Raw genomic sequence first — 14,470 nt, forward strand, 5'->3', positions numbered from 1 at the left:
CAAGCAAACAGAAAGCAGGCCGCCCAAGCTGACCACGGCCGGCGGTGCGCCGGTCGCGGACAGCCAGCACTCGATCACCGCCGGTCCTCGCGGACCGATCCTGATCCAGGACTACCRAATGGTCGAAAAACTGGCCTATCTGGCGCGCGAGCGCATCCCGGAGAGGGTGCTCCATGCAAAGGGCGCCGCCGCCTTCGGCACGCTGCACATCACGGGCGATCTTTCGCGCCACACCAGGGCCCGGGTTCTTCAGCCCGGCCAGCGCACGCCGGTGCTCGTCCGCTTCTCCGGGCTGACCGGCGAGMGAGGCTCCGCCGACGCGGAGCGCGACGTGCGCGGCTTCGCTCTCAAGGCCTATACGGAAGAGGGAAACTGGGATTTGATCGGCAGCAATCTGCCTGTGGCTTGCATTCGCGACCCGCAGAAGTTTCCTGATCTGGTTCGGGCCTTGAAGCGCCATCCGGTCAGCCACTTGAGATCACCGACGGCGATCTGGGACTTCTGGTCGCTTTCGCCCGAAAGCATGCACCAGATCGTCATGCTGTTCTCCGATCGCGGCCTGCCGTGGAGCTTTCGCCACATGCACGGCTATGGCGTGCACGCCTTCGGCCTCATCAATGCGTCCAACGAACGGGTGTGGGTCAAATTCCACTTCAAGACGCAGCAGGGCATCCGCCATCTGACGGACCCCGAGGCCCGCGAGGTGATCGCCAACGATCGGGAAAGCGCGCAACGCGATCTGTTCGAAGCGATCGAGCGCGCTGAGCATCCGCGCTGGTCACTGAAGGTGCAAGTGATGACCGAAGAGCAAGCGGCCGGGATGCCGTTCAACCCGTTCGACGCGACGAAAGTCTGGTCGCAACAGGAATTTCCGCTCATGGAACTCGGCACGCTGGAACTCGATGCCAACCCGGACAACTACTTCGCGCAAGTGGAGCAAGCGGCATTCAACCCGGCCAACATCGTGCCCGGGATCTGTTTCTCGCCCGACAAGATGCTGCAGGGGCGGCTGCTCGCCTACGCGGATGCGCAGCGCTACCGGATCGGCACGCACCACGGGGCGCTGCCCGTGAATCATCCCAGGGTCCCCGTGCACACCTATCACGCAGATGGCGCGATGCGTCTGGACGTTCCGGCCCGGACCGACGCCTACTATGAACCTAATTCATTTGGCGGGCCGCGTCCCGACCGCCAGCACGCGGAGCCGGCGCTGCCGCTGAGCGGGGACGCGAAGCGATTCGACGATCGTCAGGGACTCGGCGACTATGCGCAGGCGGCCGCCATGTACCGGGGCATGGACCATGGCCAGCGGCAGCGGCTGTTCGAGAACATCGCAGCGGCAATGACCCCTGTGCCCGAAGCCATTCAGCGGCGCCAGATCGCACACTTCCGGCTCGTCGACGACTCGTTGGGACAGGGCGTCGCGGCGCAACTTGGGATCTGACTGCACGGCCGGGTAAGCCTGGCGACAGGCAGGGCATTCAAAGTCGCCGAATTCGACGATGGTCACCGTGGCCGAGCTCGGTCCGAGGATGTGCTCGGTGGCTGGATCGGGCGTGTGAGAAGCGGATTCGGGTGTGGCAACGCGCTCATTGAAGCCTCTTGCAAGGAGATTTGACGGCGACGAAAAACATCGCCGGCTGYGACGATACCCAACTCCATGAGGGCGTTATGTACGGTTTGTGCTGCATTTGGAACCCTTGTCGACCGCATCGGCGCGCACGATGCTTGCGTCATCACATTCGTTCAACAAACCGCACAAGACTCCTATCCGCCGTTCGGCGTCGAGCAGCCAATCGGGTGTTCAGTATCTTCAACTCCTGTTCCGCGAATTCATCTGCATCGAAAGCAGATGCTTCCAGCCAATGAATGCCCCTCCATCCTTGCTCGATCTTTCGGCGGCTCCGAAGGACACGCTGGGTTGCGTGTCCAACCAGCTTCAAAGAGATCAGGAGCTCTCGGTGGGCGGCATCAAGGTCTATCGCAAGACGACCGACGGTAGCCAGCTTCACTACGTGGAAACGCCGGCCACCGGACGCGGCGTCCTCGTCGGGATTTCGCTGCGCGATGGCCACCGGAGACGAATTCTTCACGAGCACCATGCTTCAAGCCATGACTTCGACTCGGGTTCCATCTACATCCGTGATTTCACCGATCGCTATCGCGCCGATCTGAAGAGTTCCTTCGACTTTGTGCTGCTCGAGGTTTCGCATACCGCGATCGAGCGCGCGATCGAGGAAAGGAGCGGCGTCCGCGTCAGCGGGCTCGCACCCGTCACGGGCGTCAAGGACGAAGTGCTCGCCAACCTCGCCCGGGCGTTGACGCCGGCGCTGGACCGGCCTGCCGAAGCGAGCATGTTGTTCGTCGAACAGATGAGCATCGCCATGGAGACCTACCTGCTCGAAAAGTACGGTGGCGCCCCTACGGCAGACCCCAGGAGGAAGCGGCTTCTTTCTCGTTCACAAGAGGCGCGGGCGAAGGAAATGCTGCGCAGCAAGATCGACGCCAGCATGTCGATCGCCGAGATTGCGGGCGCATGCGATCTTTCGCGCAGCTATTTCATCCATGCTTTTCGCGAGACCACAGGCCAGACGCCGCATCAGTGGTTGATCGCCCAACGGCTGGAGCGTGCACGCACGCTCCTGATGGAATTTGAGCGCCCGCTCGCCGACGTCGCCGCGGCGTGCGGCTTTGCTGATCAAAGTCACTTCACGCGCGTCTTTACCCAGTCCACTGGCACGCCGCCTGGCAATTGGCGCCGCAGGATGCAAGTCGGCAGCTGAGCCTCGGGGCTCGTTGCGCCACACAAATGGAGAAACCAGCGTCGCATTGTTCAAGCCCAAAGTGGACCGGGAATCTAAGCTCGTTGCCAGTAAACGCGACGAGGCGTGGCACCACGCGTCGTCCCCCACGGAGCTTGCACCGACATGAGAATTCTCCCTCGCCATCGACGCCTAGCCTGGATGGCTGCGGGCGGCCTGGCCATGGCGGCCGTGGTCGCCTGGGTCTTCACGCTTCGATCCGCGATAGCGCCGATAGAGCGTCCGGCGAATGCGGTATTTCCCGAGGTGCAGATATTGCTTGGGGCCTCGCTCGCTGCGGTTGGGGACTGCGTCGTGTGTCACACGGCCGAGCGTGGAAAACCCTTCGCCGGCGGAAGGGCGCTCGCTACGCCATTCGGCACGCTCTATGCCACCAACATCACGCCCGATGTGGGCACCGGCATCGGAAGCTGGTCGGTCGAGGCCTTTCAACGCGCCATGCGCGAGGGAGTGAGGCGCGACGGCGAACATCTGTATCCGGCATTGCCCTACGAGCACTTCACGAAGACGCGCACCGCCGACCTGGAGGCCCTTTACGCATTTCTCATGACGCGTGAGGCCGTCGCTTCGCGCCCGCCGCCGAACGAACTCATTCCGCCGCTTGGCTTCAGACCCTTGCTGGCTGGCTGGAAGCTCCTGTTTCTCCGTCGAGCACCTTTCGTGCCGGATACCTCGAAGAGCGCCGAATGGAACCGCGGCGGCTACCTGGTCCAGAGTCTCGGGCATTGCGGTGGCTGTCATACACCGCGCAATGCGCTCGGAGCGGAAGAAGCCGGCCTTGCGTTGACCGGCGGCAGCGCCGAGGGATGGCGCGCGCCGCCGCTGGATGGCAGCAACCCGTGGGCAGCGCGCTGGAATGTCGATTCTCTCTATCGCTACCTGCGCACTGGTGCGGATCCTCGGCATGGCATGGCGAACGGGCCGATGGGCCCGGTATCGCATGCGCTGGACAGCGCATCGGAAAACGACGTGAAAGCCATGGCGATCTACATCGATGCCGCGATGCATCCTGCGGGCGCCACGCCGCCTGGGGTGTCGCCTGCGGCCGAGGCACGGGCCGATCGCACGGCCTCCGCGGCGCGCGAACAGCCCCTCGGCGCCGTCCTCTTCGCGGGCGCTTGTGCAGGATGCCACGCCGAGGGGTCGCCCATGTCGAGGGAAGGGCGAGCGCCGCTGTCGCTCGTCACATCCGTCCATGCGGGCGATTCGCGCAACACGGTGATGGCCATCTTGCAGGGTCTGCGCACCCCCACCCCCGAACAGCGGCCCTTCATGCCCGGATTCTCCGATGCGCTGAGCGATGTGCAGGTCGCAGTGCTCGCGGCTTATGTGCGCGCCCGATTCACCGATCGACCGCCGTGGCAGGACCTGGAACGCAGCGTGGCGACGGCCCGCAAGGAAGGTGCATCGCCATGACACYCCAGCTTCAAGTCAACGGCACGCGCCGCGCGATCGAGAGCGATCCGTCGACGCCGCTGCTGTACGTGCTGCGCAACGACCTGGCGCTGAATGGCGCCAAGTATGGCTGCGGGCTCGGGCAGTGCGGCGCCTGCACGGTGCAGGTCGATGGCCGCGCCGTCTTCTCGTGCGTGACGCCCATCGCCGCGCTTGAGGGGCGAGCCATCCGCACCATCGAGGGGCTCGCCAAGGCGGGGCAGCCGGGCGTTCTGCAACAGGCATTCGAACTGGAGCAGGCGGCCCAATGCGGCTACTGCATCGCCGGCATGGTGATGCGTGCGCAGGCGCTGCTTGACAGGAACCCGCGGCCCAGCGACGACGAAATCCGTGCCCACATGCAGCCGAACCTGTGTCGCTGCGGGACGCACATGCGCATCTTGAGGGCGATTCGTCGCGCCGCCGAGATGCTGAGCGCCAGTGCTGCGACTGGAAAGGGGGCCCCGTGAGTGCACCAGAGGACCTTCCGTTGCGGCGCCGCTCACTGCTCGCCGCTGGCGCTCTTGTCGTCGGTTTCTCCCTGATGCAAAGGGCGCGGTCGCAGCTCGCCGGCGGCGGCGAAGGCGGCGCCGCACCGGAGGTGATTGCGCCCGATCTGGCGGGCGATCTGAAGCGCATCCCGCTGCTCGACGCCTGGATCCGCATCGACTCGGAGGGATTGATCACTGTGTTCACGGGAAAGGCCGAGCTCGGGCAGGGCATTCGAACGGCGCTCATCCAGGTGGCCGCCGAGGAGCTGGACGTGATGCCCTCGCAGATCGCGCTGGTGACCGCCGACACCGCACGAACCCCGGACGAAGGACTGACCGCCGGCAGCCATTCGATGCAGGACAGCGGCACGGCGATCCAGAACGCCTCGGCGAACGTCCGCATGCTGCTGACGCGCGAAGCGGCCACGCAGTGGGGCGTTGCCGAGGCGTCCGTACAGACGACCGGCGACGGCCGGCTGCGGTCCGGCGACGGGCGTTCCGCGGGCTATGGGGAAGTCGCGGCGCGGTTGTCGATGCATGTGTCGGCGCTGGCGAATGTGCCGCTGCGCGACCCGGCCCGATTCCGGACGATGGGCAAGTCACTGCCACGCGTCGACATTCCCGCCAAGCTGAGCGGCGGCGGCGCCTACGTGCACGATATGCGGCTGCCCGGCATGCTGCATGCCCGTGTGGTGYGCGGGCCCAGTCACGGCACGCGTCTGATGCAGGTCGATGCGGCCGCCCTGGCTCGCCTTCCCGCCGATGCCAAGGTGGTGCGGAACGCTGGCTTCATGGCGGTCGTTGCCGAGAGCGAATGGAGCGCCGTCGTCGCGATGCGTCAGCTGCAGGCAGGCCGTTTCATGCGCACCGCGCCGCCGTTAGCGCTCGCGACGGTGACGCAGACTCTCAAAAGTCTGCCGTCGCGCGACATTGTCATCCTCGACACGAGCGACCGCACCGGGCCGGCGACACGCAGCATCAGGGCGAGCTATGTGCGGCCTTGGCTTCACCATGGCTCGATCGGCCCGTCCTGCGCGATGGCGTTGTTCGAGGACGGCGTCATGACTGTGTGGAGCCACAGCCAGGGGATTTTCGATGTCCGGCGCGTTGTGGCGGAGCTTCTCGATCTGCCGCTGGACAAGGTGCATGCGATTCACGCCGAGGGTTCCGGCTGTTATGGACAGAATGGCGCTGACGACGCCGCCGCCGACGCCGCCCTCGTCGCACGCGCAGTACCGGGCCGGCCGATCCGGCTCCAGTGGATGCGCGAACAGGAGCAGGGCTGGGAACCGCTGGGTCCCGGCATGCTCACGGAACTGGAAGCATCGCTCGATGCGGACAACCGCATCGTTGCATGGCGCCATGATGTCTGGAGCAACCCCCACAACAACCGCCCGGTGGGCGCGGGCGGCGTGACTGCGGGCCAGGAAGTGAGCCCGCCGTTCCCGGTGCCGGAAGGCAAGCCGATTCCGATGCCCGAAGGCGATGGCAGCCGGAATTCGAATCCGCTCTATGCGCTGCCCAACATGAAGGTCAACTACCACTTCATCAAGGACATGCCGCTTCGTGTGTCCGCGTTGCGCTCGCTGGGCGCGCACCTCAATGTGTTCTCGATCGAATGCATGTTCGACGAACTGGCCAAGGCGGCCGGCGTGGATCCGCTGGCGTTGCGGCTCGCCCACATGAGGGACGAGCGTGCGCGCACCGTGATGCAGACCGTCGCAGAGCGCTTCGGCTGGTCGAAGCGGCCGCGCGGCGGCGCATTGCGAGGCTGCGGCATGGCATTCGCCCGCTACAAGAACATCGGTGCGTACTGCGCCATCGCGATGGAGATCGAGGTCGAGCGGGAAACCGGCCGCATCGCGGTGCCGCGCGTGGTCGCGGCAGTGGACAGCGGGCAGGCCGTGAATCCCGATGGAATTCGCAACCAGATCGAGGGCGCGATCGTTCAATCGCTCAGCTGGACCACGGCCGAGCAAGCGACCTTCGACGCGACGCACAGGACCAGCTTCGACTGGAGCGCCTATCCTATCCACAGGTTCTCCGACGTGCCCCATTCGATCGAGGTGCACATCGTCGACCGGCCTGGACTGCCTTTCCTGGGCACGGCAGAAGCCGGTCAGGGACCTGCCGCCGCGGCGCTTGCGAACGCACTGGCGGATGCCACCGGCCAGCGCCTGCGCGAGATGCCGCTGAATCCGCAACGCGTCAGGCTCATGCTCGGCGCATCCCCTGGAAGCGCCTCATGAAGACGAATATTCCTGGCCATATGGCTCAACTGGCGCTCATCGCGGCCGGGACGGCAGTGCGCATCGTTTCCAGGAATCGCCGCAGCTTGGCCGGATAGAAGCGCGCGTGCGGATAGGTCAGATACACCGGGAGCGGCGACGCCTGCCAATCGGGCACGAGCTGAACCAGTCTGCCTTGCGCAAGGTCTTCGACAAACAGCCAACTGGAGCCAACGCAGACGCCCAGGCCCAGCAACGCGGCACTGCGCAACGCATAGAGGCTGTCGGTGCTCATGCGTGGCCTGATCGGCAGACGGAGAGCCTCGCCACTCGGAGCATGCGTCAGCAGGATGTCCGTCCGGTAGTACGTGCGAAGAGCGAGCCAGGGCAGCTCGGCCAGCATCGCGGCGTGGGTGGGCGTTGCCTTTCCTGCGATCACCGAAGGGGCCGCGACGGCAATGCGCGGCACCTCGGACAGCTTTTGCGCAACGACCGACGGATCGCTGACTTCACCGACATGAATCGCGCAATCGATGCCTTCCGCCACAAAGTCCGGCCGACGGTCGTGCAGCAGCCATTCCACCGACACCCCGGGATGGTTGCGCAGGTAATCGGCCAGCGGGCCGACCAGCAACTCCTGCCCGAACGCGTGCGGCGCCACGACGCGCAGGGTGCCTTCGGGCTCGTTTTCCACCCCACGCAGATCCGCATCGAAGGCCTGCCAGTTCGCAAGGATCTCCTTGGCGCGCTCGAAGCAGCGTTCGCCGTCCTCGGTGAGCTTCATGGCGTGCGTGGAGCGGCGCAGGAGCCGAAGGCCCAGGAAACGCTCGAGAACCTGGAGCCGGCGGCTCACGGTGGGCTGCGTCGCGCCCATCTGCGCCGCAGCCGCAGACAGGCTTCCCGCCTCCACGATATGCACGAAGGTCTGCAACAACTCCAGGCGATCGGCGTTGCCGGGCGTATTCGACAGGGGTCGTGCAGATGACATGGCGTTTTGGCTTTATGCGTGGAGCGTATATCCATTTTGCGCGTCACGCTACTTCCGCCGCAATGGCCTGAGGATCACACTTCGCGCTCGTTGTGATTTCTAGGGTTAACACCATGTCTCATATTCAATCCGCGTATTCGACCCAGGCGTCCGATGGCGCTTCGCCGAGCGTTCCGGCCGCACCGACCTTGAGGACGCCACTCATCCTGTTGCTGGCGGGTGGCGCCGGCCTGGCGGTGGCATCGCTCTACTACAGCCAGCCCATGCTTGGCGTTCTCGGGCCTGAAATCGGCGCTTCCGCCCGCTCGGTCGGGCTGGTTCCGACGCTGACGCAGCTCGGCTACGCCATGGGCATCTTGTTCCTGGCGCCCCTCGGCGATCGGTACGACCGGCGCCGCATCATCCTCGCCAAGGCTGCGGTCTTGTGCGCGGCGCTGTTGCTCGCCGCCGCCGCACCTTCGATTGCAACCCTCCTTGTCGCCAGTCTGGTCATCGGTCTGTCCGCCACCATGGCGCAAGACATCGTTCCTGCCGCTGCAACCCTCGCGCCCGAAACCCATCGGGGCAAGGTGGTGGGCACGGTGATGACGGGCTTGCTGCTCGGCATCTTGCTGTCGCGCGTTGTGAGCGGCTTCGTCGCGGAGCATTGGGGCTGGCGAGCCATGTTCATCGCCGCCGCCGCAAGCATCGCCCTCATCGGCGCCTTGGCATGGCGCAACCTGCCGCGCTTCAAGGCGACGACCCACCTGTCGTATGGCGCGCTGCTGGGGTCGCTCGCCAAGCTGTGGAAGCGACATGGGTCGCTGCGGCGCGCCACATGGTCGCAGGGGCTGCTCTCCGTTGGCTTCAGCGCCTTCTGGTCGACCCTGGCAGTCATGCTGCATGGCGAGCCCTTCCACCTCGGTGCGGCAGCGGCGGGGGCCTTCGGTCTTGCCGGCGCGGCCGGGGCRCTCATTGCACCGATTGCCGGTCGCCTGGCGGATCGCAGCGGTCCCGAACTCGTGGCGCGGCTCGGTGCGGGACTGGTCGTCGTCTCGTTCAGTGCCATGGCGCTCGCGCCGTTCATGAAGCCGAGTGCGCAGCTCTGGCTGCTGGTTGCCAGCGCCATCGGGTTCGATCTTGGCATCCAGGCCGCGCTGATTGCGCATCAGACCATCGTCTACAGCATCGATCCCGGCGCACGCAGCAGGCTCAATGCGGTGCTGTTCACGGGCATGTTCATCGGTATGGCCGCAGGTTCTGCCATCGGAGCGCTGCTACTCGCTCAATGGGGCTGGATGGCGGTCACGGCACTCTCTGCTGCTTCGGCGCTTGGTGCACTCGCGCTTCGCATCTGGCCGCGTGCCGCTTGAGCCGGACAGCTTGGGCCCGAGCCTCAAGGTGCTGCCCGAGCCGGCCAGGATCAGGCCGGCGCTGCGGGATTCCCGCTCCAGCGCGAAGCCGCCGGAATGCTCTCGCCCTTCATCACCAGCGTCAGGGCCCCAAGCTGCGCCCCGTCGTTCACCGTCGCGCCGTAGAGCACGATGCTGCGCGGCCCGATGCTCACCTGCTTGCCGATGTTCACTTGATGGATCTTCATGACCCGGTCCTCGAACAGGTGGGTCTGGGGACAGCATTGCGCGTTGAGTTCGCTGTAGTCGCCGATGTGGACGCAATCGAATTCGGTGAGGTCGGTGGTGTCCAGGTACACGCCGCGGCCGATGTGCGCGCCCAGCAGATTGAAGGCGATCGGCAGCCAGGGCGTGCCCCGCAGATAGTGCATGAAGTTGGGCACCGCGATGCCCTCGTACAGGTTCGTCGCTGCCTCGGAGAGCCAGACGAAGGGCGTCCACATCGGCACGGCGAGCGGGCGGTAGCGGCGCAGGAAGATCCACTTGAAGAGCGCCACGAACACGAAGGTCGAGAGGCCGAAGAGCAGGCCGTCGACGGTCAGGTCCCAGGCCACCGCGCCCCACTGCTCGGCGGCCGCCGAGGGCATCACCGCCAGCACGATGCTGTAGCCCGCGGCGATCACCATCGCGTGCGGAGCGACGATGCGGAAAGCCTCGACCACGGCACGCCCCAGCCGGCGCATCGGCGATGGATTGAAGGTCAGCGACGCGGGGTGGCCGGTCACGGTTTCTCGCGCCGGCAGCCGCACGGCGGGTGAGCCGACCCAGGTGTCTCCGCTGCGCAGCGCCGCCGGATCGGGCGCCCGCCCGAGCACGCCGATCAGCACGTTCTCGGGCAAGGTGGTGCCATCGGGAAGGTAGGCGCCGTTGCCGACGAAGCTGCGACGCGAAATGACGGTGGGCCGCATCGTCATCCAGCCGCCATCGATCTCTTCGTCGCCCAGGAGCACCGCATCGGCGATGAAGGTGTCGTCGCCGAGCGTGAGCATGTCGGGCACCACGCCGAGCGCGGTCGAAATCTCTGCGTTGCGGCCTACCTTGGCCCCCAGCAACCGGTACCACATGGGCGCGAACAGCGTGGCGTAGACGCCATGCAGCACTTGCAGGCTCGATTCCTGGATCTGGTTGACCAGCCATTTGCCGCAGTAGACATTGCTGTGCACGGGCCAGCTTCCGCTCTTGAGCCGCGGCAGCACGCTCCAGCGGATGCCCGCGGAGATCAGGGCCGTGAGCACGATCATCACCGCGCCCGCAGGCAGCGCCAGCACGAAATACTTGAACAGCTGCAGCACGGGGACGCTGGTTTCGAGCCAGGGGAACCGTTCGGTGTCGTCCAGCACATCGATCAGCATGAAGGTCGGGAAGACCGGCAGGAAGAACAGCGCCGCGACCAGCATGGCGCCGCAGAAGAAGAACAGGCCTTCGCCGGCGAGCCGGCGTTTGCTGACCGGCGGGCGCGGCCGCAGCGAGGCGGCGTCGAAGGCCCCCGTGTCGCGCGCCGGCGAGCCGCTCCAGATGCGCCCGGCCGGCACCGTCTCGCCGTCGCTGAGTGCAGACTGGCCGTCGAGATGGCCCCAGTTCCCGACCCGCGTGTTGCCTTCCAGTACGGCATAGGAACCGATATGGGCCTCGGCGCCGATCTCGATGGGACCGATGAGCAACTCGCCGCGCTGCACGCGCACGTTCTCGAAGTTGACCGCGTTGCCGATGCTGGCGCCGTCACCGACCGTCAGCAGATCGGGTGCGCGCAGCTTGATCGAACCGATGCTCGCGTTCCTGCCGATGCGCGCGCCCAGCGCGCGCAGCCACCAGGCGTGCAGCGAGGAGCCGCTGATGAAGTAGGTGGGCGCCGCATCGACCAGCCGGTCGGCCAGCCACCAGCGGAAGTAGGTGAAGCCCCACAGCGGATAGCGGCCAGGCGCCAGTCGGCCTGCGATCAGCCATTTGCCGGCGATCGCCAGCACGAACTCGAGCAGTGTCGCCGCCAGAAACACAACCATCGACATGGCGATCGCACGAAGGATCGAATCCCCTGCGCCGCCGGTGTAGAAGTGGTAGGTAAAGAACGGCGCCAGCCACTGCATCATGCGGATGGCCACCAGTGCCGGGATCGCCGCGGCCTGCGCGACCCCACAGCGCCAGCGGCGCCACGCCGATGGCGGTGTCCAATCGGGCACGGGCGTCGTCTCCCGGCCGCCGCAGGCATCCAACGCGGCGGCGATGCCGCCCACGGTGCGGCGCTGATAGATGTCGCGCACCGTGATCCGGGCGAAGCGGGGGTCGGCACGCAGCAAGGATGCGAGCCGCGCCGCCCACAGCGAATGGCCGCCGAGTTCGTCGAAGAAGTCCGAAGTGCGCCGGATCGCGAGGCCGGGAAAGAGTCCGGCCAGCGCCGCGAACAACGCGATTTCGGCTGGCGTCTGCGGTGTATCCGACCCTTCGGACGGACCCTTCGCCTCGGCCAGCGGCCTCGACTTGAGCGTCTTGCGATCGATCTTCCCGGAACTCAGGCGCGGCATGTGCGGCAGCACCTCGAAGCGGCCGGGCACCATGTAGGGCGGCAGCCGCGCACCGAGCGCCGGGCGCAGAGCAGACGCCGACACGCCGGTGGAACTCTCGGCCACCAGAAAGGCAATCAACTGGTCGACACCCTCGACCTGGCGCAGCACCACGGCCGCAGTGCCGACACCAGGCTGCTGCGCCAGCACGGCCTCGATCTCGCCGAGTTCGACTCGAAAGCCGCGGATCTTGATCTGGTCGTCGGTGCGCCCGAGGCATAGCACGCGCCCGTCCTCGTCGATGCGCGCCAGATCGCCGGTGCGGTAGAGCCGATCGTCGTGCGTGCCGCTCGACCAGGGGTTGCGCAGGAATTTCTCGGCCGTCAGGTCGGGGCGCCCGAGGTAGCCCGACGCGACGCCAGGGCCGGCAATACACAGTTCGCCGACCTCGCCGCGCGGCAGCAGCCTGAGGCCGTGCTCGACATCGGGCGCGATGACCAGCAGCGCATAGTTGGGCAACGGCCGGCCGATGGTCACGGTCTCGCCCGCGCGCAGCTCGGCCATGCTGGCCGACACGGTCGCCTCGGTCGGGCCATAGCTGTTGAAGACCCGCCGGCCGGCGGCCGCCCAGCGCGCAACCAGTGACTCGGGGCACATTTCGCCGCCGAGGTTGATCAGGCGCAGCCCCGGCACATCGCGATCGAAAAGGGCCAGCAGCGTCGGCACCGCGTGCAGCACGCTGATGCGCTGCTCGATCAGGGCCTTCGGCAACGCTTCGGGGTCGGATGCGATGGCCTTCGGCGCGATCCACAGCGTCGCACCGACCAGGTAGCTGAGCCAGATCTCCTCGAACGACATGTCGAAGGCGATCGAGAAGCCCTGGTAGACGCGGTCATCCTGGCGCACGCCGAGCACGGCGTTTTCGCTGCGCAGGAAGTGGCAGATGCTGCGCTGGGTGATCGCGATGCCCTTGGGCTTGCCGGTGGAGCCCGAGGTGTAGATCACGTAGGCGGGGTGGTCGGGCAGCGCACCTTGACGACGCTGCAGCGCGGGGCCGCGGGCGTCATCGGCCAGCATCGCCTCTGCGCTCCAGAGGGGACGGCCGACCGCCGCCAGTCGGGGCGCAAGCGCTGCGCAACTCACGAGGCCGGCGGCATCGGCGTCGTCCAGGCACACAGCGATGCGTTCGACCGGCGTATCGGCATCGAGCGGGAGCCAGGCGGCGCCGGTCTTGGCGATGGCCAGCTGCATGATCAGAAGTTCGATGCCTCGCGGCAGCCACAGGCCCACGATGCGGCCGGGACGAACGCCGGCTTCGATCAGCTTCGACGCGGCCCGATCCGCCGCTGCACCCAGTTCTCCGTAGCTCAGCGTCCGCTCGCCGAAGATCAGCGCGGTCTGGGCGGGGATTCGCTCGGCGGTGGCCTCGAACAGGTCGGCGAGGATCTCGGGCCGAAGCAGGTCGGCCCGGTCGGGGCCGTGAACGATGTCGGGGGTGTCGGAGGGGGCGGTGGGGAGAAGGGAATCAGGGTTTGTGCGAAACATCGTCAATCCTGGAGTGCCAGCGCGGCCATGTGGCGGCTGGCGATCCAACCCCCTATTGTCCTACAGGCGGGGATGGGGGCAGGCAGGTGGCGCATGGCGAACGATCTCGATCGTTCAATCGCGAAGCTGGGAAGCTGGGAAGAGGCCCGGGCTATGCTCGCCTTCGCATGCTTTCCTTTTGTTCGCTGCGGCGGCTCTTCGCCCCACTCGTCGCTTCCGCGCTGATCCTGCTGGCACCGCACGGTGCATCCGCCAGCTCGGCCTGCCTGGACGCGGCCGCCCGGCCTGCGCCGCCGGCCCGCGCATTGGCCTTGGCCGCCGCGGCGCAACGAGAGCACCAGGCCTTCGGTGGCCAGACCATGGACGCCGAGGGCCGGCTCACCGAATCCGGGCTTTCGGAAGCCGAGGACGTCCGCGGCACGCTCCTGGCCAAGGCGCCATGGCAGCGGGTGCTCGGCTACTGGCAGGCGGTCGATCCGCAGCGCCGCCGCTTGCCCTACCTCGTTCGATTCGGCGCCCTGCGACCAGCCGATCGGACGCTGCTGAAGCAGGCGCTGAACCAGGCCACGGACGCGCATCTGCAAGGCCTTGGCGTGGGACCCGACCAGGGCCTGGCGTCGCACGAGCTGCGCGCCGTCGGGACCGCGATCGACCGGGTCGCCGTGATCGACACGCCCTGGTCCGCCGCCTTCGTGAGCTGGCTCGCGCGCGAGGCCGGGCTCGGCGCGGAGGAGTTCCTGTTTTCCGAAGCGCATGCCGACTACGCAGGCGCCGCGTGGCAGGCGGGCGTCGACGAAGCGGCAGGCCGGGCCACGCCCTACGCGATGCGCGCCTGCGACATCACGCGCACGCCGCCGCGTGTCGGCGACCTGGTGTGTCAGGCCCGCGGTGCCGGCGCCGGCCTGGACACCTTCGACAAGATCGGCGAGGCATTGGCCGGCCGCCGAGCCTGGGGGGCCGCATTGCCGATGCACTGCGACGTGGTCGTGGCCGTGGACACCTCGGGCTTCGACGCCGTGGGCGGCAATGTGCTGCAGTCCGTCACCCTGCGCCGGCTGGCCTTCGCCCCCGGC

9 protein-coding genes and 1 pseudogene are annotated in these 14,470 nt (G+C 66.9%); 7 read left to right on the forward strand and 3 right to left on the reverse strand.

What is annotated here, in order from left to right; translation table 11 throughout:
- A partial coding sequence (locus AC1D2K_RS15325; protein WP_478089690.1) for a catalase occupies positions 1–1,444 on the forward strand: 1,444 nt, incomplete at its 5' end.
- A gap of 15 nt (positions 1,445–1,459) precedes the next feature.
- Here AC1D2K_RS15325 and AC1D2K_RS15330 read toward each other — a convergent pair.
- Positions 1,460–1,534 (reverse strand): annotated as a pseudogene (locus AC1D2K_RS15330) (thioredoxin domain-containing protein); the annotation flags it as partial.
- A 166-nt stretch (positions 1,535–1,700) separates the two neighbouring features.
- Here AC1D2K_RS15330 and AC1D2K_RS15335 point away from each other — a divergent pair.
- From AC1D2K_RS15335 to AC1D2K_RS15350, 4 genes are all read left to right on the forward strand, one after another.
- Entirely contained in the window at positions 1,701–2,783 is a 1,083-nt protein-coding gene (locus AC1D2K_RS15335) for a helix-turn-helix domain-containing protein (protein WP_478089691.1), read from the forward strand.
- Positions 2,784–2,984: 201 nt separating this feature from the next.
- Positions 2,985–4,238: a c-type cytochrome gene (locus AC1D2K_RS15340; protein WP_478089692.1), complete on the forward strand. Its 1,254-nt coding sequence runs from the start codon at positions 2,985–2,987 to the stop codon at positions 4,236–4,238.
- Positions 4,235–4,726: a (2Fe-2S)-binding protein gene (locus AC1D2K_RS15345; protein WP_478089693.1), complete on the forward strand. Its 492-nt coding sequence runs from the start codon at positions 4,235–4,237 to the stop codon at positions 4,724–4,726. The genes AC1D2K_RS15340 and AC1D2K_RS15345 overlap by 4 nt, the downstream gene beginning before the upstream one ends.
- Positions 4,723–6,996, forward strand: coding sequence for a xanthine dehydrogenase family protein molybdopterin-binding subunit (locus tag AC1D2K_RS15350; RefSeq protein WP_478089697.1), 2,274 nt, complete (start codon positions 4,723–4,725; stop codon positions 6,994–6,996). Before AC1D2K_RS15345 ends, AC1D2K_RS15350 begins: the two co-directional genes overlap by 4 nt.
- 25 nt (positions 6,997–7,021) lie before the next feature.
- Here the strand turns inward: AC1D2K_RS15350 and AC1D2K_RS15355 are convergent, their stop codons facing one another.
- Complete coding sequence (locus AC1D2K_RS15355; protein WP_478089694.1) at positions 7,022–7,963, reverse strand: LysR family transcriptional regulator; 942 nt, start codon at positions 7,961–7,963, stop codon at positions 7,022–7,024.
- 113 nt (positions 7,964–8,076) lie between these two features.
- Here AC1D2K_RS15355 and AC1D2K_RS15360 point away from each other — a divergent pair, with 113 nt between their 5' ends.
- The gene (locus AC1D2K_RS15360) at positions 8,077–9,315 is read left to right on the forward strand and encodes an MFS transporter (RefSeq protein WP_478089698.1); all 1,239 of its coding nucleotides are present in this window, start codon (positions 8,077–8,079) and stop codon (positions 9,313–9,315) included.
- Positions 9,316–9,365: 50 nt separating this feature from the next.
- On the opposite strand, the gene AC1D2K_RS15365 is transcribed toward AC1D2K_RS15360, so the two are convergent.
- Positions 9,366–13,397 (reverse strand): Pls/PosA family non-ribosomal peptide synthetase, encoded by a 4,032-nt coding sequence (locus tag AC1D2K_RS15365; protein ID WP_478089695.1) that lies wholly within the window; start codon positions 13,395–13,397, stop codon positions 9,366–9,368.
- 167 nt (positions 13,398–13,564) lie between these two features.
- Between AC1D2K_RS15365 and AC1D2K_RS15370 the strand changes: the two genes are divergently transcribed.
- Positions 13,565–14,470 (forward strand): DUF2272 domain-containing protein (locus AC1D2K_RS15370; protein ID WP_478089696.1); only part of this gene is annotated, 906 nt, incomplete at its 3' end.

The organism is Variovorax sp. P1_H12_2 (assembly GCF_056405335.1).